The organism is Streptomyces sp. NPDC022552 (genome assembly GCF_055561875.1).
Map to the genome: position 1 here is coordinate 364,500 of NZ_JBVHGJ010000004.1, position 19,632 is coordinate 384,131.

At 71.9% G+C, this 19,632-nt stretch carries 16 protein-coding genes; 11 read left to right on the forward strand and 5 right to left on the reverse strand.

The window, feature by feature from the left end; translation table 11 throughout:
* The first annotated feature begins 72 nt into the window (after positions 1-72).
* Complete coding sequence (locus tag ACZ3OF_RS14670) at positions 73-1,656, forward strand: M28 family peptidase (RefSeq protein WP_467304813.1); 1,584 nt, start codon at positions 73-75, stop codon at positions 1,654-1,656.
* 203 nt (positions 1,657-1,859) lie between these two features.
* Positions 1,860-3,059: a cysteine desulfurase-like protein gene (locus ACZ3OF_RS14675; RefSeq protein ID WP_467304815.1), complete on the forward strand. Its 1,200-nt coding sequence runs from the start codon at positions 1,860-1,862 to the stop codon at positions 3,057-3,059.
* Between the two features lie 199 nt (positions 3,060-3,258).
* Here the strand turns inward: ACZ3OF_RS14675 and ACZ3OF_RS14680 are convergent, their stop codons facing one another.
* The gene (locus tag ACZ3OF_RS14680; protein ID WP_467304817.1) at positions 3,259-4,185 is read right to left on the reverse strand and encodes a MurR/RpiR family transcriptional regulator; all 927 of its coding nucleotides are present in this window, start codon (positions 4,183-4,185) and stop codon (positions 3,259-3,261) included.
* Positions 4,186-4,657: 472 nt separating this feature from the next.
* On the opposite strand from ACZ3OF_RS14680, the gene ACZ3OF_RS14685 reads away from it, so the two are divergent.
* Entirely contained in the window at positions 4,658-5,476 is an 819-nt protein-coding gene (locus ACZ3OF_RS14685) for an SDR family NAD(P)-dependent oxidoreductase (RefSeq protein ID WP_361672807.1), read from the forward strand.
* Between the two features lie 7 nt (positions 5,477-5,483).
* Here ACZ3OF_RS14685 and ACZ3OF_RS14690 read toward each other — a convergent pair whose 3' ends face one another.
* A complete protein-coding gene (locus ACZ3OF_RS14690) occupies positions 5,484-6,026 on the reverse strand; it encodes a nitrobindin family protein (RefSeq protein ID WP_361672804.1) in 543 nt (180 codons plus the stop codon).
* A gap of 168 nt (positions 6,027-6,194) precedes the next feature.
* Here ACZ3OF_RS14690 and ACZ3OF_RS14695 point away from each other — a divergent pair, with 168 nt between their 5' ends.
* The 4 genes from ACZ3OF_RS14695 (at position 6,195) to ACZ3OF_RS14710 (ending at position 11,279) form a co-directional block, all read left to right on the forward strand.
* Positions 6,195-8,327 (forward strand): DUF4139 domain-containing protein, encoded by a 2,133-nt coding sequence (locus ACZ3OF_RS14695; RefSeq protein ID WP_467304821.1) that lies wholly within the window; start codon positions 6,195-6,197, stop codon positions 8,325-8,327.
* A gap of 6 nt (positions 8,328-8,333) precedes the next feature.
* Entirely contained in the window at positions 8,334-9,929 is a 1,596-nt protein-coding gene (locus tag ACZ3OF_RS14700) for a mucoidy inhibitor MuiA family protein (RefSeq protein ID WP_467304823.1), read from the forward strand.
* A gap of 82 nt (positions 9,930-10,011) precedes the next feature.
* A complete protein-coding gene (locus ACZ3OF_RS14705) occupies positions 10,012-10,485 on the forward strand; it encodes a VOC family protein (protein ID WP_467304825.1) in 474 nt (157 codons plus the stop codon).
* Positions 10,486-10,607: 122 nt separating this feature from the next.
* The gene (locus ACZ3OF_RS14710) at positions 10,608-11,279 is read left to right on the forward strand and encodes a DUF4389 domain-containing protein (protein ID WP_361672796.1); all 672 of its coding nucleotides are present in this window, start codon (positions 10,608-10,610) and stop codon (positions 11,277-11,279) included.
* 60 nt (positions 11,280-11,339) lie between these two features.
* Here ACZ3OF_RS14710 and ACZ3OF_RS14715 read toward each other — a convergent pair whose 3' ends face one another.
* From ACZ3OF_RS14715 to ACZ3OF_RS14725, 3 genes are all read right to left on the reverse strand, one after another.
* A complete protein-coding gene (locus tag ACZ3OF_RS14715) occupies positions 11,340-13,256 on the reverse strand; it encodes an FHA domain-containing protein (protein WP_467304827.1) in 1,917 nt (638 codons plus the stop codon).
* Positions 13,257-13,658: 402 nt separating this feature from the next.
* A complete protein-coding gene (locus ACZ3OF_RS14720; RefSeq protein ID WP_361672792.1) occupies positions 13,659-13,793 on the reverse strand; it encodes a DUF8189 domain-containing protein in 135 nt (44 codons plus the stop codon).
* Between the two features lie 28 nt (positions 13,794-13,821).
* Entirely contained in the window at positions 13,822-14,142 is a 321-nt protein-coding gene (locus tag ACZ3OF_RS14725) for a S8 family serine peptidase (RefSeq protein WP_361672789.1), read from the reverse strand.
* 86 nt (positions 14,143-14,228) lie between these two features.
* On the opposite strand from ACZ3OF_RS14725, the gene ACZ3OF_RS14730 reads away from it, so the two are divergent.
* From ACZ3OF_RS14730 to ACZ3OF_RS14745, 4 genes are all read left to right on the forward strand, one after another.
* Positions 14,229-14,993 carry an IclR family transcriptional regulator gene (locus ACZ3OF_RS14730; RefSeq protein ID WP_361672786.1) on the forward strand — a complete coding sequence of 255 codons (765 nt, stop codon included), beginning with the start codon at positions 14,229-14,231 and terminating at the stop codon, positions 14,991-14,993.
* 101 nt (positions 14,994-15,094) lie between these two features.
* Positions 15,095-16,342 carry a PP2C family protein-serine/threonine phosphatase gene (locus ACZ3OF_RS14735; RefSeq protein WP_467304830.1) on the forward strand — a complete coding sequence of 416 codons (1,248 nt, stop codon included), beginning with the start codon at positions 15,095-15,097 and terminating at the stop codon, positions 16,340-16,342.
* A 212-nt stretch (positions 16,343-16,554) separates the two neighbouring features.
* Positions 16,555-17,103 (forward strand): rhodanese-like domain-containing protein, encoded by a 549-nt coding sequence (locus ACZ3OF_RS14740; protein WP_467304832.1) that lies wholly within the window; start codon positions 16,555-16,557, stop codon positions 17,101-17,103.
* Positions 17,104-17,391: 288 nt separating this feature from the next.
* Positions 17,392-19,629, forward strand: a complete 2,238-nt coding sequence (locus tag ACZ3OF_RS14745; RefSeq protein ID WP_467304833.1) for a sulfatase-like hydrolase/transferase — start codon at positions 17,392-17,394, stop codon at positions 19,627-19,629.
* Positions 19,630-19,632 lie beyond the last annotated feature (3 nt).

Genomic DNA, 19,632 nt, shown 5'->3' on the forward strand with positions numbered 1-19,632 from the left:
CACATGTGTTCACAGAACACCCCAGAGATCGCTAGCTTCCCCTCAACATCGTTCGCACCGGGAAGGACCTCTGTGAACGCATCACATCGCAGAGCCGCGGCCACCCTGACCGCAGCTGCTCTCGCGACCCCGCTCCTGCTGGTTTCCGCCTCCCCCGCCTCCTCCCAACAGGACAGGCCGGGCAAGGACGCCGCAGCGCTCTCGAAGGCGCTCGTCCGCGAGGCGTCGGCCGAGGACGCCTACCGACATCTGCAGAAGTTCCAGGCGATAGCCGACTCGGCCGGCGGTCACCGCGTCGCCGGCTCGCTCGGGCACGACGCCTCGGCGGCGTACGTGTACCAGCAGCTGAAGAAGGCCGGCTACAACGTCTCGTACCAGAAGTTAGACTTCATCTACACGCAGACGCTGGCCGAAAAGCTCTCCACCGTCACGCCCGCCCCGCGCGACATCGAGGTCAAGGCCCTCACGTACACCAGGTCGACCCCGGTCGGCGGCGTCAGGGCCGAGGTGGCGGCCGTACCGGTCGACGCCGACGGCACCACCGGCTGCGAGCCCGGCGACTACGCCCCGGGCACCTTCACCGGAAAGATCGCGCTGATCAAGCGCGGCGGCTGCGCCTTCGCCGTCAAGCAGGAACGGGCCGCGGCCGCGGGCGCGATCGGCGCCCTCATCTACAACAACATCGATGCCGGCTACGGCCCGCTCTCGGGCACGCTCGGCGACCCCGCCGCCGCGAAGATACCCACCGGCGGTCTCAGCAAGGCCGATGGCGACAAGCTCACCGCGGACCTCGCCAACGGCCCGGTGAACCTCTCCCTCGAGATCCGACAGCTCCAGGAGAATCGTTCCACCAACAATGTCATCGCCGAGACCAAGCGCGGCAACGCGGCCGACACCGTGATGCTCGGCGCCTCCCTGGACTCGGTGGTCACGGGCCCCGGCATCAACGACAACGGCTCCGGCTCGGCCGGACTCCTCGATGTCGCGCTGAAGCTGGCCGCGAAGGAGAAGAACCCACGCAACAAGGTGCGCTTCGCCTGGTGGTCCGCAGCCGAGAGCGGTCTGGTCGGCTCCCACCACTACGTCGCGAACCTCACGCCGCTCGACAAGCAGGAGATCAAGCTCTACCTGAACTTCGAATTGATCTCCTCGACCAACGGGGGCATGTTCGTCTTCGACGGCGACAACTCGGACGGCGCCAACACGCAGGCCGCCCCGGCGGGCTCGGCCGGACTCGAACGGGACATCACCGCGTTCCTCGGCAAGCAGGGCCTGCCGCACGCGGGCACGCCGTTCGTCTCCCGCTTCGACTACGGCCCGTTCATCGACGCCGGCATCCCCTCGGGCGGTACCTTCTCCGGCGCGGAGGCGCTCAAGACGGCCGCCGAGGCCGAGAAGTTCGGCGGCACGGCGGGGGTCGCGTTCGACCCGAACTACCACGCGGCCGGCGACACCCTCCGGAACGTCGGAATGACGGTGTTCGACCGCAACATCGACGTCATCGCCCACGCGGTGGGCACGTACGCGCACGACATCGGCACCGTGAAGCAGCCGGCCGTCGGCGCACGGACGGCTGCGGGCCCGGAGGCCACCGGCAGCGCAGGCGGGGACACGAACAACGGCGCCACCGCCGGTGCGTACGGCGTGACCGAGTAGTCCGGCGCAGACTCCAGGCAACCCCCGGTGCCGGCGTCCGGAACGACGGACCCGGCACCGGGAGGTGCCCCACCCCCAGGCACCACGCACCGGGGGCCGTGCCCCACCGGGCACCGCGCTCCCAGGCAGGCCCACAGACCAGCCGCACCACCTCGTCGCCCCACCTCGTGGCTCCATCCGTCGCCCGACAGAAAGCAGAGGCCATGGCCATCGACGTCACCGCCCTCCGGGCCCACTTCCCCTCCCTCGACCACGGCCTCGCCTTCTTCGACGGGCCGGGCGGTACGCAGACCCCCCGCCCCGTCGCCGACGCCATCGCGGCGACGCTGACCGGGCCCCTCTCGAACCGGGGGACGATCAGCCCCTCCGAGCTCAACGCCGAGCAGTCCGTCGCGGACTTCCGTGCCGCCTACGCCGACTTCCTCAACATGCCCGCGGACGGCATCGTCCACGGGCGCAGCGCCACCCAGCTCACGTACGACTTCTCGCGCACCCTGGCCAAGGGGTGGAAGCCGGGTGACGAGATCATCGTCAGCCGTCTGGACCACGACACCAACGTCCGCCCCTGGGTCCAGGCCGCCGGGCACGCGGGCGTGACGGTCCGCTGGATCGAGATCGACCCGCAGACGGCCGAGGTCGACCTGGAGTCGTACGAGCGGGCCCTCTCCCCCCGGACCCGGCTGGTGGCGGTGACGGGGGCCTCGAACGTCCTCGGCACAAAGCCGCCCCTCCGGCGGATCGCCGATCTGGCCCACGAGGCCGGAGCCCTGCTGTACGTGGACGGGGTGCACTACGCGGCGCACCACCTCGTGGACGTGCCCGCGCTGGGTGCGGACCTGTTCGTGTGCTCGCCGTACAAGTTCCTCGGCCCGCACACCGCGGTCCTCGCCGGAGCGCCGGACCTCCTCGAGACCCTCCGCCCGGACAAGCTGCTGCCGTCCTCCGACGCCGTACCGGAGCGCTTCGAGTTCGGGACGCTCCCGTACGAGATCCTGGCGGGCGCCCGTGCCGCGGTGGACTTCCTCGCCGCGGTGGACCCGGGCGAGGGGGGCACGCGCAGGGAGCGGCTGGCCCACTCCTGGGGCTCCCTGCACGCGCACGAACTGGCGCTGCGCACGAGGCTCGAGGAGGGTCTTCAGGCCTTCGGCGACGCCGTCACGCTGCATTCGAGGGCCCAGGACCGGACTCCGACGCTGCTGATGACCCTCGAAGGCCGTGACGCGCGCGAGGCCCAGATCCACCTCGCGGCCCGAGACGTCCTGGCCACCGCCGGACAGTTCTACGCGTACGAGCCGTTCACCGCGCTGAAGCTGGAGGGGCCCGCGCTGCGGGCGGGCCTGGCGCCGTACAACACGGCCGAGGACGTGGACCGTCTCCTGGACGGTCTCGCCTCTTTCCTCTGACGAGTGTGCGGCGGCTCCGGCCCAGGGGTTGACCGGAGCCGCCATGCCGTTCAAACACGGGGTCGTCTGAGGAGGAGGGGGCGACCGCATGTTCTGTTCGGGCCCGTGGGGGCACCCACAGTAAATATATATACCGTCGAGTAAGCAAGGTGCATGAAAAATTACATGCACCTCCAGGGCATGAAAAGTCAGGCGTACGTCAGTCGTCCAGGAAGAAATCGTGCTGTTCGGCCGCCTGCTCGTACTTCTCCAGCCGGATCTGCGTCCGCTCCGGATCCGCGTCCGCCATGGCCTGGAGGAGGGCAGCGGAGAGCACCCCCGGTGCCGCGTACGAGTCGAAGACCAGCCGTGACCCCGTTCCGGCGGTGAACACCACATCGGCCTCGTCGACGAGGGGCCCGAGCGCCAGGTCCGTGATCAGCGCGACGCGCAGCCCGGTGCGGCGGGCCGCCCGGACGACGGCGAGGGTCTCGTTGGCGTGCCGGGGCATCGCGAAGGCCAGCACCCAGGTCCCGCCCGCCTCGCGCGCCTGGAGCAGCCCGTCGTAGGCGACGCTGCCGCCCCGCGTCACCACCCGCACATCGGGGTGGATGCGCCGTGCGGCGTACGCGAAGTACTCGGCGAGGGTGACCGAGATCCGCAGGCCGACGACCGTCAGCGGGACGGACCGGGCCAGCTCGCGACCGATCTCGAGGATCTGGTCGGGGTCGGCGAGGGCGCGCCGCAGGGCCGTCAGGTTCTCGATCTCGGCGTCGACCGCCGACTGGAGCTCGTTGCCGAGCCGCTCCTCCCCCTCCTCCGGTGCGCGGGCGACCGCGCTGAGCGCGATGGGCTGGAGGGCCTCCCGGAGCGCGGGGTACCCGCTGAACCCGAGCGATGTGGCGAACCGGGTCACGGACGGCTGGCTGACGCCGACGCGCTCCGCCAGCTCGGTGATCGACAGGAACGCGGCCTCGGTGAGGTGGTCGATGAGGAACTGGGCGATGCGCCGCTGCCCGGGGGACAGCCGATGGCCGCCGAACAGTGCCCGCACCCGCTCGGCGGGAGAAGCGACCTCCGCGTCCGACGAGCGCCTGCCCGGTGTGATCGCGGCTGCCTGTGCGCGCGCCTGCTGCCCAGATGGCACGGGGTGCCTCCTTCTCGTCCCACTGCTGCCCAAGATAGTTCACCCGACCCGGCCTTGAACGGTCCCAGGACGCGCGGGACGGCTCCACTCGCGGTCGGACCGCCGGGAGATCGTGGCGTCGGTGGCCCCTCGCACGCCGTGCCCCGGGGCAGGTGGGTTCCCTGGTGGGTTCGGGGGGCCGATCGGGGGCGCGTCGCGCCGTACGCCGACGTGGAGGAACGCGAGAGGCTTCTGACGGACACCTTCGGCAGCGATCCATGCCCGTGGGACACGCCCGACGAGCTCCGGTTCGGCGGGCGGAGCCGGGAAGTGGTCGGCGCCGCGTTCCAGTTGCCCTCCCGGGTCACCGAGTCGCCGAGCGGCCGGGGACCATGCCGACCCTCCGGCCGGCCGGAAGCCGTGAAACCATCGTCACGAACGACGGCGGAGGCGCCGGCGGAGACGACGGCGGACGACGGAGGCTTCGACCACCATGGCTGATCAGCGCGTGTACCTCGTGACCGGCGGCGGGACGGGCATCGGCGCCGCGACGGCCCGGCTGCTGCGGGAAGCGGGCCACCACGTGGCGGTCTCCGGACGCCGCCCCGAACCGCTGCGGGTCGTCGCCGAGGAGTACGGAGCGCTGGCCCTGCCCTCGGACATCGGCGATCCCGACGCGGTACGCGCGCTCGTCGAGGCGACCGTCACCGCGTACGGGCGGCTCGACGGGCTCGTCCTCAACGCCGGCATCGGGCGTGGCGGAGGCGTGGGCGAAGTGACGCTCGAGGACTGGGACGCGGTGATGCGGACCAACCTCACGGGCCCGTTCCACCTGCTGCGCGCCGCGCTCCCCCATCTCCTCGACGCCCGGGGCGCGGTGGTCGCGGTCGCCTCCGTCTCGGCCCTGCGCAACGGCGTGGGCAACGCCGCGTACGCCACCTCCAAGGCGGCCCTGCTCCAGCTCTGCCGCTCGCTCGCCGTCGACTACGGGGCCGCGGGGCTGCGCGCCAACACCGTGTGCCCGAGCTGGGTGCGCACCGACATGGCGGACCGCCGGATGAGCCGGTTCGCCGACGAGGCCGGGCTGGGGAACGGCGGTGTCGACGCGGCGTACGAGGAGGTCACCCGCGTCCTGCCCGCCGGGCGTCCGGGCGAGCCGCGCGAGGTCGCCGAGGCGGTCGCCTGGCTGCTCTCGCCCGCGTCCTCCTTCGTCAACGGCGCGGTGCTCACCGTCGACGGCGGCGTGACCGCCCTCGACCCGGGCACGCTCGCCTTCGACTACCGCATCGAACCGCGGGCGCCGCACTCCTGACGTCCGGTCAGGGGAGGCGACGCAGCCGGACCGACAGGTGGTGCTGCAGGGGCTGTCCGACCGCCGCGAGGTCATGGACGAAGTCGAGCGTGTCCTCGTCCACCACGGTGTACCGGCGGCGCGTCGCGTCGACCTCCTTGGCGGTGGGCGCGAGTGCCACCGCGTGGGTGGCGAGATCGACCGTACCGGCGTCGGCGCGGCCGACGAGGATCTCCGCGATGCCCGTGGGCTGGGTGATCAACGCCTCGACACGTCCCTCCGGCTGGAGCCGCCACCAGCCGCTCTCCCGGGCCGACGGCCGCAGCGGGGTGCCGTCCGCGTCGAGCAGCCAGGCGCGCGCCTCGTAGTGGAGGAAGGGCCGTCCGTCGTGGCTGAAGGTGACCTCCTGCTCGTACGTGAACTCCTCGTCGAGCGTCGGATATCCGCCCCGGCCACGGCCGGACCAGGTACCCAGAAGCCCGCTCACCGGCGCGAGCTGCGGGTGGGGTGCGGGAGCTTCGTCCGGTCGCAGGGCGTCGGGGAACGGGTACTTCCGGGCGGGGTCGAACATGATGTGCGCTCCTGGGTCGGGATCGGTGCCGGATGGCAGCTTAGGAGGAGGCGGCCGCTCGGCCGGCGGGGCGCGAGGTGCTGGACACCGTCTTCCCGATCGAGGCGTTCGCGGGGGCCCGCCCGGCGTAGGCTTCGATCGGCATGAACGCGGCGGGGGCGGGAGCACATGACGGCTGAGCAGGCACAGAGGTGGGAATCGACCCTCGACGCGGTCGTGGTGTACGCGCAGGGCGCGGTCTGTCGCCGACTGGCCCGGGGCGGGGTGCCGTCCGACGGCCGGGTGCGGGTGACGGGACTGCCCCGCTCGCTCGACCCGGGCTCGTTGCGGGCCCGTGTCCTGGGAGCCTCCGGGGTGCGCGTGACCGAGGCCCGGGTGGAGGTCGAGGCGGAGCCGCTCGTTACGGACGGCGGCGCGGGCGGCACGGACGGATCGGCCGACGTGTTGCGGCGCGAGGTCGAGCGGCTGAGCGACGCGTACGCGGCGGCCCGGGCCCGCCGGGACCGCCAACTGAGCCTGATCGAGGAGGTCAAGGCCCTCCACCCGGTCCCGCCCGCCCGCAAGCGCGACGACCCGCACCGCCGTACCCCGGCCGACGCGTGGCTGGAGCTCGCCGACTTCGTCGACGAGCGCCTGACGGGGCTGCACACCCGCCTCGTCGAGCTGGAGGAGACGCTGCGTGACGTCGAGCACCGGCTCGACGTCGCCGTCGACCGGCAGTCCCGCGCCTCCACCGCCGCGTCGTCCGCGTACGTGGAGACGACGGTGTGCGCGGTCCTGAGCCTCGACGTCACCGGCACCGGCTCCGGTGACGCGGGCGCGGAGGTGGAGGTGGAGCTGGAGTACGGGGTTCCGGGCGCCGTCTGGGTGCCGGCGTACCGGCTCACGCACCGACAGGGCGACGGCAGCGGGCGTCTGGTGCTGCGCGCGTCGGTCGCCCAGCGGACCGGCGAGGACTGGACCGGCGTACGCGTCGCCCTGGCCACGGCCGATCTCCGCCGCCGCACCGACCTGCCGAAGCTCCGCTCGCTCCGCATCGGACGCCGTCAGCCCGCCCCCGCCCCCTCCGGATGGCGCGAGCCGCCGGCGGGGCTCGCCGATCTGTTCGCCGGTTACCAGGCGGCCGGCCCCCGCCCCGTCCCGCCCGCCGCTTCCGCGGGCGGCGCGGCTGGTTCGGTGCCCGTTGCCGTACCGCCGCCTCCCCCTGCGCCCGCCGCGCAGGGTTACGGTGCGCCGCCGCCCGGAGCGCTGCCGCACCCCGGCGGAGCGTACGGCTCCTCCCCGGAGACCTTGAGCGTCGGGATGCCCGTCCCCGCGCAGCCGGGCGGACCGCCACCGAGCGCCCGTGCGCGTACGGGCGGCGGGTTCGCCGGTGCGCCCGCGCCCGCGCCCGCCGCCATGGCACCCGCTGCCCCCGGGGCGGCGGCACCGCCACGGCCCGCTCCTCCGGCGCCGGTGGCCGGTCCGCCGCAGCCGAGCGGCGCCGAGCTCGACTACGCCGCCCTCGTCCTGTGCGGCCCGGACGAACGGGCCGGGCGCAGGGGCCGGTTGTTCCCCGACTCCTCCTTCGACCCGTTGGCGGCCGAGTACCGTCGCCGTGCCGAGGCGGTGGCCGCCCTCCCGCTGCCGGGGCACGCCGTACGGCCCCGCGAGTCGGCGGGCTCCTTCGACCACCGCTTCGACGCCACCGCGCGCGCCGACATTCCCTCGGACGGCACGTGGCACACCGTCACCGTCGGCGAGATCCCGGTCGGCCTGCGTACCGAGTACCTCTGCGTGCCGTCCGTCGAACAGACCGTGTACGCGACGCTCGTCCTCTCCAACGCCACCGACCAGGCGCTTCTGGCCGGCCCGGTGGAGGTCACGGTCGACGACGAGTTCCTGCTGACCGCGGCCCTGCCCACGCTCGCGCCCGGCGGCGTCCGACGGGTGGGGCTCGGGCCGGCCGAGGGCATCCGGGTCACCCGGCGTACGCACGTGCAGGAGTCGACCTCCGGACTGCGCAACAACACCACCGTGCTCGCCCACCACGTCCACGTGGAGCTGGCCAACCGGCTCGCGCGTCCGGTCACCGTCGAGATCCGCGAGCGGGTGCCGGTCACCTCCGAGCCGGACGTACGGATCGAGGAACGGGCCGACTGGACGGCACCCGGGGAGGACAAGGGGCCCGACCGCCACACGCCGGGCACCCGCGTCTGGCGGGTGGACCTGTCGGCGGGCACCACCACCGCCCTCGACGGCAGCTACGAGATCCGCATCCCGACCGGCAAGGCCCTGGTCGGCGGCAACCGCAGGAGCTGACACACCATGTCCACGGCCCCGAAGCCGATCGCCGTCCGCGCGACCGCCGTCCCCGCGATCGCCCTCCCCGTCACCGCCGTCACCTGCCTGGAGGACCGCGCCCACGTCGAGCGCACCGCCGTGCTCGACCTGGAGGCCGGAGTCCAGCGCCTGCGGCTCGGTCCGGTCAGCGCGCTCGCCGTCGACCGGACCCTCCACGCCGAGCTGACCGCCGACCACCCCGCGACGGTGCTCGACGTACGGATCGTCCGCAGCTGGACGCCTCGCGCGCCGCTGCCGTCCGCCGAGGACGACTCCGCCCTGCGCCGGCACGTCCACGCCCTCGAAGAGGAGCGGCTCGCGCTGGGGCAGCGGCGCGAACGGCTGCACGCCCGCCTCGGCCTGCTCGGCCGCCTCGCCACCGATCTGCTGCGGGAGATCGGCGAGGGCGCGGGCTTCGGAGAGTCCGAACGGGACCGCTGGGCCGCCGAACTGGACCGGGTGGACGGCGATCGCGACGCGTACGGCGAGGAACTCCGTACCGTCGACGCCCGGTTGGCGCAGCTCGCCGCCGAACTGGGGGAGTCCCAGCGGGCCATGCACCTGTCCGAGGAGGAGCCCGCCGAGCTGGTCGGCCACGTCGAGCTGACCGTGGAGTCCGGGGCGGCCGGGCCTGCCGGGCTGCGGCTGAGCCACCTCACCCCGTGCGCGCTGTGGCGGCCCGCCTACCGCGCCGTCCTCGACGGGGACTCCCTGACGCTGGAGACCGACGCGATGGTCTGGCAGCGCACCGGCGAGGACTGGACGGACGTACGGCTGACCCTGTCGACGGCCCGTTCGGCGCTGGCCACCGATCCGCCGCGGCTCGGCGAGGACCGGCTGACGCTCACGGACCGCTCGGCGGCGGAGCGCCGCACGGTCGACGTGGAGCTGCGTGAGGAGGAGATCGGCGACCTCGGACCGGCGGCCGAGGTGCTCGGCCTGCCGGGGGTCGACGACGGCGGCGAGGCGCGGGTGCTGCGCGCCCCCGCGCCGGTGTCGGTGCCCGGAGACGGCCGTGCCCATCGGGTGCCGCTCTCCGCGTTCACGACGGCCGCGCGCAGTGAGTACGCCTGCTCCCCCGAGCTGTCCCCGCTGGTCACGCAGGTGGTGCGGTGCGACAACCTGTCGGGCCACGTGCTGCTCGCCGGCCCGGTGGACCTGGTCCGCGGCAGCGGATTCAGCGGGCGCGGCACGCTGGACTTCACCGCGGTCGGCGCCCCGGTCGAGCTGGCCTTCGGCAGCAGCGACGACTACCGGGTGCTCCGGCGTGCCGAGGAGTCCCGCGACACCGTCGGGCTCTCCCAGCGGACCGTGGTCACCCGCACGGTGCGGCTGCACCTGTCCCGGTTCTCCGCCCCCGGGGAGCAGGGCGAGCGGGTGGTGGCCCTGCGGGAGCGGATCCCGGTCTCCGAGGTCTCGGCGGTGGAGGTACGCCTGCACAAGGACGCGTGCGCCCCGGCGCCCGACGTGGTCGACGCCGAGGGCATCGCCCGCTGGGACGTCCCTCTCGCGCCGGGCGGCCGCCGCACGGTCACGCTGGTCTACGAGCTGTCGGCGAGCGGGAAGGTCACGGGTCTCTGAGCGCGGAGCGATGATTTCCGGGCTGCCGGACGGTCTCACCAGTACGGAGCCGCAGCGCACCCGACGAGATCAGGAGAGAGCCATGCCCCGGATCACCCCCAACCTCTGGTTCGACACGCAGGGCAAGGAGGCCGCGGAGTTCTACTGCTCGGTCTTCCCCAACTCGGAGATCAGGAAGGTCTCCTACTACGGCGACGCGGGACCCCGCGAGGCCGGAACGGTGATGACCGTCGACTTCGTCCTGGACGGGAACGCGGTGACCGCCCTCAACGGCGGGCCCGATTTCACTTTCAACGAAGCGGTGTCGTTCCTCGTCGACTGCGCGGACCAGGAGGAGGTCGACTACTACTGGTCCAAGCTGTCCGAGGGCGGCCAGGAGGGCCCGTGCGGCTGGGTGCGGGACAGGTTCGGCCTGAGCTGGCAGGTCGTGCCGTCGATCCTGGACGAGCTCATCGCCGACCCGGACGAGGCCCGCGCCCAGCGGGCGATGAAGGCGATGCTGGGCATGGGGAAGCTGAACGTCGCGGAGCTGCTGGCCGCGGCGGACAAGGCCTGACCGCGCGGGAGCGGGGGCGGTGGCGGGGCGGCCGGGCCCACGGCTCGCGCCGCCCCCGGTGGGCCGGACGGCGGAACGGCGCGATCATGGAGTGAAGGACCCGACGCGAGGAAGTGACGATCATGGACGGCTCCCGGTCCTCCTACCCTCCGGTCACGGTGACGGCCCGGCTCGACACCCCGCTGTCGCGCTGGTTGTGGCTGGTCAAGTGGGTTCTGGTGATCCCCCACTGGATCGTGCTGATCTTCCTCTGGATCGCGTTCCTGGTCGTGACCGTGATCGCGTTCTTCGCGATCCTGTTCACCGAGCGCTATCCGCGGGCCCTGTTCGACTTCAATGTGGGGGTCCTGAGGTGGTCCTGGCGGGTGTCCTTCTACTCGTACAGCGCCCTGGCCACCGACCGCTACCCACCCTTCAGCCTGGGCCCGGAGCCCGACTACCCGGCACGGCTGGACATCGCCTACCCGGAGCGCCTCTCGCGGGGGCTCGTCCTCGTCAAGTGGTGGCTGCTGGCCATTCCGCAGTACCTGGTGATCGCCTTCTTCGCCGGCGGCATGCGGGCAGGCTGGTGGAGCGGCGGCCTGACCACCCTGCTGACCCTGATCGCGGCCTTCGCGCTCGCCTTCACCAACCGGTACCCACGTGACCTGTTCGTCCTGGTGGTCGGCCTGAACCGCTGGGTGATCCGGGTGGCGGTGTACGCAAGCCTGATGACGGACACGTACCCGCCCTTCCGGCTCGACCAAGGAGGAGAGGAATCCCCGGTCAAGCCCTGGCCCGCCGAAAACCGCTGAGGACCCGTCTGTTCTCCGGGCCTGGAGGCCCGGGGCTCTCCCACGCGGCGCACGCCACGGTCACGTCGCGGCGGGGGCCTTCCCGGGGGCGGTCGTGGCCGGCGAGTCCTGCCGGTAGAAGATGTCGATGTCCACCTCTTCACCCCCGACGATCAGGGTGTCCCACGCCCCGCTCTCCAACAGGGTGCGCAGCGTGGCGGAGTTGAGTGTTTCCAGGTGGGTCCGGAGAGTCGGGTCGTCGGGCATGCCGGGAAGGCGTGCAGCCAACCGGTCACGGATTCCCCGCAGCCGTTCCATGAGCGCGTCGATGTCCGCGTCCTTGTCCAGGTCCTTCCCCGCCGCCTCTTCGATGCTCTGGGCGATCTTGTCCTTGATCGCGCAGCTGACGCCGTTCTCGTCGGTGGTGATCATCGTGTTCCAGGCCCGGCTCTTGTGGCGGTACTGGAGCATGGACATGGCCGCTTCGTGGCGTGCGAAGTCGGCGTCCCGGAACGGCCTCCCGGTCCATGCGCCGTTGAGGGACCGGGCCAGCGAGATGGCAGAGCCCAGCCCGCTGTTGAGCCCGCGTCCCGGCCAGAAGTGGATGGCGTTGGCGGCGTCGCCGAGGAGGAACCCGTACGTCCCCGGGGTGGTCGACGTGGCCGGGCGCAGCCGGGTGGTGAACCTGGGCCGCTGCACCATGTCGAGCCGGAAGGCCGTGACGGCGCTCAGGTCCCTCTCGGCGACGCCGAACAGCGCCAGCCCCTCCAGCACCCGCTTCCACAGCGCCGAGCTCCGGACCATGGCGGGCAGGAAGAGCGTGCTGTGCGTGGAGCACTGGAAGTCACCGTGATCGTCCCGCCCCATGACGCACGGGCGTGAGGCGATGCAGTCCTCGAACACATGCCGCACCGGGTCGATTCCGATCACTTCTACTGCCTCGGCGTCGGTGAGCCGCATGTTCAGGAACCCCTCGCCGCGAAGTGCGTTGAGGAGGAAGCGGTTCTGCGCCACGGTCAGCAGGACCGTCATGGGGTCCGTCAGGGTCGACTTGACGCGCAGGCCCAGGACGACGTCCTGAAGATGCTGTCCGTGCAGCGAGTAGATGGACGTGTCGGCGCTGCCGAACCGGTCGGTGAAATACTCGCGCGTTCGGGAGCGGCCTCCCTCGCAGATGACGAGCACATGGCCCTTGGTCTCGGCCTTCTCATACTCGGCCGGGTCGAACACCTCGGGAACCAGCCGGATCCGCTCCGGTTTTTCGTTGGCCAATTCGAGGAGCGTGTCCTCGATGTAGGCGATCCGAAGGTTTCTCGGGTTGTAGCCGCGGAGCGAATCGGGGCCCACCGGCCACATTTCGGAGTACGCGTCGCCACGGAACAGCCGTTCCTGCACCTCCTCGGGGAGGTTCAGATACTGCCGGCTCTGCACGGTGACGACCTGCTGCCGCCTGACGTTGCCCTGCCCCTCGCTCTTCCAGACGACCTTCGCCCCGTCCTGAACCCACCGACCGTCGTACACGGTGATGGCCACGCGATGCCCCATGAGGTGCTCGAGGAGCAGAGCGAAACTCAGGCCCACGGGACCGCCACCCGAAACCGTGACGTTCAGGACGGGCGCTGCCGCCAGGGCCGCTTTGGAGGGAGTGAGCGGCCGCAGCACGGAGAGGTCGAGGATGGTCTCCATCGCATCGGCCGCTTCGAAGCGGAACGTCTCGGTTCCAATTTCGACGAGGTCCCCGGGCTGCAGTTCGTGCGATGTCACACGTGCCCCGTTGACTCGCGTTCCATTACTGCTGCCACTGTCGTACAGCACGAATCCGTGACGCTCGCGACGCACTTCGGCGTGGAAGCGCGAGACGTTTCCTCCTGTGATCACGACACTGTTGTCGCCGTTGCGGCCCAGGGTCAACGGTGTGGTGCCGATCGGGAACTGCTGTCCTGCCAGAGAGCCTTGACGGCCAACAAGACGAGGAGGCATGGGGTCACCCAATTCCATGAGTCACGGATCCGATGACGACATGCGAGACCGGTCACAGACAACCCCCCTGCATCACACACCGCGAGGCGACCGGCACGCAGAGCAATCTTAATCCGGCCGCGAGGCCGATGAGAAGCCATCCGGACCGACCGACCATCACACGGTTCTCATTCTGTGAAGATGTAACAGCGCAGGCCGTTCGGGGCCGCTGAGTCATATGGGAAGGATGAGGGGGCGGATTACGCGAGGGGCATTTCCCAGGAATCCTCCGGGCGGCCTTCCGCGGCCCTCTCACCCGGAAACCGGCGCGACTTCGGCACGGGCCGTGGATTGCGGCCGGCATGAGTCTGTGCCTCCCAGGGCGCGTCGCCCTGGGAGGCACAGGAATGGCCGTGCGGATCGTTCGATCAGAGGTGGCACTCAGGGCACGTTCTGGGCCACCGCAAGCCGGTCGATCCAGCCGCCCAGGGACTCCCACCCGGACCAGCCGTTGTTCGGCGCGGTCTGCCACATGTGCCACAGCGCCTGATCGCCGCCCCGAGCGAGGATCTCCATGCGCCCCCGGCCTGCTCGGAGGCAGCGCTCACCGCCGCACCGGCGTTGAGGAAGGCGCCGATGTCCTTGCCGGGTCCGGAGTGACCGCGGTCCCCGAGGCGTTCAGCATCTGGCGCACCTCGGCGTGGCTGAGACCGGGGTTCACAGCCGGCATCAGCGCGACGGTGCCGGCGACCTCGGGCGTCGCGCCGGAGGTGCCGCCGAAGGCGTTGCGGTACGCGGTGTCCGCGCTGCTGTCGCAGGTCACGTCGTGCATGTCGTCGCCCGGCGCGCTCACGGTGATCCGGGAGCCGTAGTTGCTGAACCACGCACGCTTGTTGAGCGTGGCGTCGTAGGCCGTGGCCCCCACCAGTGATCCGCCGGGCGCCGGTGGCGTCAGACCGGGCGGAGCCGGTGAATCTTGCCTGCGCCGCGCCCCCGGCGCAGGCTGGTCGTATGGCTTCTCGCGACAGCCCCGCCCCGACGCTCATCACCTCCGTGCAACGCGCCTTCCGGCTGCTGGAGGCCGTGAGCGGGCACGAGAACGGCGCGCCGGCGAAGCAGCTGGCCCGGGAGACGGGGCTGCCCCTGGCCACCGCCTACCACCTGCTGCGGACCTTGGTCCACGACGGCTACCTGCGGAAGCTGCACGACGGCGGGTTCATCCTGGGCGACAAGGTACAGACGCTCCGCACCACCGGCCGCGGGCAGGCGCTGCTGAGCCGGGTCCGTCCGACGCTCGCCGCACTGCGCGACGAGCTCGCGACCGCTGCCTACCTCACCTTCTACGAGGACGGCGAGATCCGGGTCGCCGAGATCGTGGACAGCCCCCGGGCACCCCGGGTCGACCTCTGGGTGGGGTTCGAGGACGCCAGTCACGCCACCGCACTGGGCAAGTCGGTGCTGCGCGAGCTGGACGAGGAATCCCGCAAGGAGTACCTCTCCCGGCACCGCCTGGCAGATCTCACACCACGGACGATCACCGACGTTCCGGAACTGCTCCGGCGACTCGACTCCTCTCCCGTGGCGCCGGCAGTCACGGACATGGAGGAGTACTCCCTCGGCACGGTCTGCATCGCGGTGCCGGTGTACAGCGGGGACACGCTCGGCTCACTCGGCGTGTCACTGCGGGCGGACCGGCTCTCCCGCCTCGCGGAGATCCGGGCGCGGCTGCTCCCGACCGCGAGCCGCGTGACCAGGGGCCTCTCACTCACTATCTGAAAATCGCACCCTTGTAACGTTCGCCCCTATCCCCTTTCCTGGATTTATCAGACATTTACGGAGTAATCACTCCGCGCACAGGTGAGGACTACGGGCGAAACATGAGTCACACCCGAGAGCACGGTGGCGTTCACGAGCCGATCCGGCCGCCCAGGAAGCAAGGGGCCGCCGCAGGGGCGGTGACCCGTCATCGCCTCGCCGTGCAGCTCGCCTCCGGTACGCCCGTACTGCCCGTGCTGATCGTTTCCGTGATCGTGGTCGTCGACCTCCTCGCCGGAGCCGGGCTGACCTGGCTGCCGCTCCTCGCCGCGGGGCCCGCACTGGCCGCCACCACGAACGGGCCCCGCGGAGTCCTCTGCGTCGGCCTCCTCGCCGGGGGGCTGGGCGCGATGCTGGGAATCCGTGACGGTGCGCCGGGCCGAGAGCTGGCAGCCGTACTGTCCGCCCTGATGGCCGTCACCCTGGCCAGTGGCCTGGCCAGCGCGTTGCGCGGGCGTCGTGAGCGGGTGCTCGCGGCCGTCCGCTCGGTCGCCGAGGCCGCCCAGCACGCGCTTCTGCAGCCCGTGCCGGCGACGGTCGGCCCGTTCCAGGTGGCCGTCCGCTACAGCGCCGCGGCCGCGGAAGCCCGTATCGGCGGAGATCTCTACGCTCTCGTGCCCACCCCGCACGGGGTGCGGCTGATCGTCGGCGATGTGCGCGGCAAGGGGCTACCCGCGGTCGGGGTCGCCGCTCTGGTGCTCGGGGTCTTCCGCGAGGCGGCCTATGAGGAGCCCGACCTCCTGGCCGTCGTCGACAGGATCGAGCGGAGTCTGGCGCGCAACCTCCGCAGCGACGACTTCGTCACGGCCGTGGTCGCCGGGCACCCCCGGCCCGGCCTGCTGGAAGTCGTCAATTGCGGACACGCGCCTCCGCTGCTGGTCCGCGGATCGGAGGTCGTGCCGGTGGAGCCTGCCCATCCGGCCCCGCCGCTCGGGTTGCGCGCCCTCACGGGCGAGACCCCCGGCCTGGATGTGCTGCCTTTCACCGACGGGGATCAGCTGCTGCTCTACACCGACGGGGTCACGGAGGCCCGCGACCGCGGCCTTCAGTTCTACCCGCTCGCCGAGAGGCTGACGCAGCACCTGTCCGACGAGCCGACGAGCACCCTCGCGGCGCTCCACGACGAACTGCTGGCGCACGTGGGAGGCCGTCTGCACGACGACGCGGCACTGCTCCTCCTCCGCAGGCCCGCCGCTCCCGAAGCGGCGGTTCTTCAGGCGCCGTCCGCGGCGGACGGAGAAGTCATCGACGCCCAGTGCCTTCGGACCGGTCCAGGCCGGATCGGGTGCCCCCATGACCGGCTGACGTAGGTCTTTCCCACTCGCCGGGCGGCAGGCGGCCGGCATGTGACGGCCGCAGGCGCAGGCTCGGTTTGTTGCCGCGACGTGACGACGTCATGGCCACCTTGTGGCGATACGTTCCGCTTACCGGCGGAGCCGTCCGGCGGCGCCTAGCATCCGGGGACGGCCCTGCCGCTGACGGTTGCGGCGCCGTTCCCCGTCTCTGCCAAGGCAGGTTCCTCATGACCGTTTCCAGCATCCTCAGCGTCGACGAGGCAGAGCCGCGACTGCCCGAGCTGAACGTGGTGGACGTCCGCACTCCCGGTGAGTTCGCCTCCGGCCACGTACCGGGCGCCGTCAACGTTCCCCTGGAGCGCATCGAAGGCAGCCTGTCGGAGCTGCGGCACGCCGCCGAGAGCGGTCCACTGCTCCTGGTGTGCGCCTCGGGCGCCCGCTCCGAGAAGGGGGCCGCGGTCCTCGCCTCCCGCGGGATCGCGGTCGCGAGCCTGACCGGCGGTACCCGCGCCTGGGCCGCCGCGGGCCACCGGCTCGAACATCCGCCCGGCCCCGTACGAGCCGTCTGGGGGATGGAGCGTCAGGTGCGCTTCACGGCCGGCGCTCTGGTGCTGCTCGGCCTGGCTCTCGGACTGCTCGTGCATCCGGCGTTCCAGGTGCTGTCGGCGGGGATCGCCGGAGGTCTGGTCTTCTCGGCGCTCACCGACACCTGTGGCATGGCGGTGGTCCTGGGCCGGCTTCCCTTCAACCGGCGCGGCGCCGCACCTCACGGGTGATCCGCGCCGCCTCTTCCGGCGTGGTCGTTCCGCTGTGCGACCGCTCACCGGACCGGAGGGGTGGCTGCCGGCGGCCGCCGCGACGGCCTCGCGGGCGCCGGCCGTGGCCAGTTCCGGACCGCGGGAACGACGTGGGTCGCGTTCTCTCCCCTTCCGTCCGGTTCGGGTGCCGGGTGCCGGGTGCCGGGTGCCGTCACATGTTCTTCATGCCGTGTGCATGGTCCTTGGGTTGTTCGCCCACCCATGATCGGCAGAACACCCGCACCCACACCCGAGGAGCCGTCAGCCATGCCCAGCCGCCGTACCTTCCTGGCCGGCTCGACCGGCGCGCTCGGTCTGGCCGCCGTCGACACCGCCGCGGGATCAGCGCAGGCAGCGTCCCCGGCAACAGCCCCCCACGCGGCGGAGAGCTCGGGCACGCGGCCGCCGAACTTCGTCGTCGTCCTCGCCGACGACCTCGGATACGGAGAGCTCGGCGCCAACGGCCAGGAGCTCATCAGCACCTCCCGCCTGGACCGGCTCGCCACCGAGGGACTGCGCTTCACCGACGCCTACTCCACCGCCGCCGTCTGCGCCCCCTCGCGCTGCTCCCTGCTGACCGGACTTCACACCGGCCATTCCACGGTCCGCGCCAATCCCTCCTCCGGCGGGCAGGGTTCACTCACCGCCCACGACACGACCTTCGCCGAGGTGCTCCGGGCGCGCGGCTACCGCACCGCGGTGATCGGCAAGTGGGGCTTCGGCCCGGAGGCCGCCGGCCAGGACAGTCACCCGGCCGCCCGGGGCTTCGAGGAGTTCTACGGCTACATCGACCACGGCCACGCGCACCAGTACTACCCCGCGTACCTCTGGCACAACGACGTCAAGGTACCCATCCCCGCCAACGCCGGCGGCGCGAAGGGCGTGTACGCTCCGGACCTCCTGGAGCAGCGTGCCCTGGAGTTCATCGGCGACCACGCCTCCGAGCCGTTCCTCCTGCTGCTCACCCCGAACGTCCCGCACGCCCCCAGCGACATCCCCGACTCCAGTGCGTACGCCGACCGGAGCTGGACGGCTGCGAACAAGGGGCACGCGGCCCAGGTCACGTACTTCGACTCGCTCGTCGGCAAGGTGATCGACCGGCTCCGGGAGCTCGGCCTGGAGCAGGACACGATCGTCCTCGTCACCAGTGACAACGGGCCGCACGAGGAGGGCGGTGTCAATCCCGACCTGTTCGACGCGAACGGGCCGCTGCGCGGCTACAAGCGCAACCTCTACGAAGGCGGCATACGCGTCCCCCTCATCGCCTGGGGTCCGGGCCGGGTCCGGCAGGGCACGAGCGACCGGCCCACCTCGCTGACCGATGTGCTCCCCACCCTGGCCGAGCTCGGCGGCGCCCCCTCCCCCACCGATGTGGACGGGTTGTCCGCCGCTCCCCTGCTCGCCGGCAGCGCCGACTCGGCGCGCCACGGACACCTCTACTGGTTCCGTGACGAGCGGGGCGTCACCAGCCGGGCCGACGCGCAGGACGGCGGGCGTGCCACCTGGCTCGCCGAGGCGGTCCGCCGGGACGACTGGAAGGCCGTGCGCTTCGCCCCCGAGCGGGACCGCACCCTCCCTGACGACCAGTGGCAGGTGGAGCTGTACGACCTGGCCACCGATCTCGGCGAGACCCGCAACATCGTCGACACGTACCCGGCCAAGGCCACGGAGCTGGTCACGTTGATGCGCTCCTCCTGGAAGGACAGCTATCCGCGCATCCCCTTCGGGACCCGTCTGGCCCTGCCCGGTCTGGCCGTCCCCGGCCGGGCGTTCACCGTGACGGCCACTCTCGGCAACGGCTCCTCCCGCCCGTGGACCGCGGCCTCGCTCGCTCTTCGCGCCCCAGGCGGCTGGATCGTGGCACCCACCTCCCCGGCCACCGCGGACCAGCTCGCGGCCGGCGGCCGGCTCACCGCCTCCTGGCAGGTCACCCCACCCACGAACACCGCCCCGGCGACAACGTGGACGCTCACCGTGGAAGGCAGCGCCGTCACCCCGGCCGGCCCGGTCCGCTATCCGGCCACGGGCACGGTCCCGACCCCGCCCCCTGCCCCCACCCGCGACTCCTACCTCTCCGACCTCGCCTGGATCAGTGCCACCAACGGCTGGGGACCGGTGGAGCGCGACACCTCCAACGGCAGGAGCGCCGCCGGCGACGGCCCGTCGATCTCCTTCGGTGGTACGACGTACCCCAAGGGCCTCGGCGTCCACGCGCCCAGCGACATCGCCTTCCATCTCGGGGGTGCCGCGGCCCGGTTCACCTCCTTGGTCGGCATCGACGACTTCTCCGCCAAGCAGAGCTCCGTCGGCGCGACCCGCGCCAAGGTCTACGGCGACGACCGCCTGCTGCTGACGACCGGCACCCTCAGGGCGGCCACCGGCCCGGTCCAGGTCGACCTGGACGTACGCGGCATCCGCGTCCTGCGGCTGGTCGTCGAGGACGCCGACAACCGCACGTCCTTCGACCACACCTCTTGGGCCATGGCCCACATCACCGTGGGGTGACTT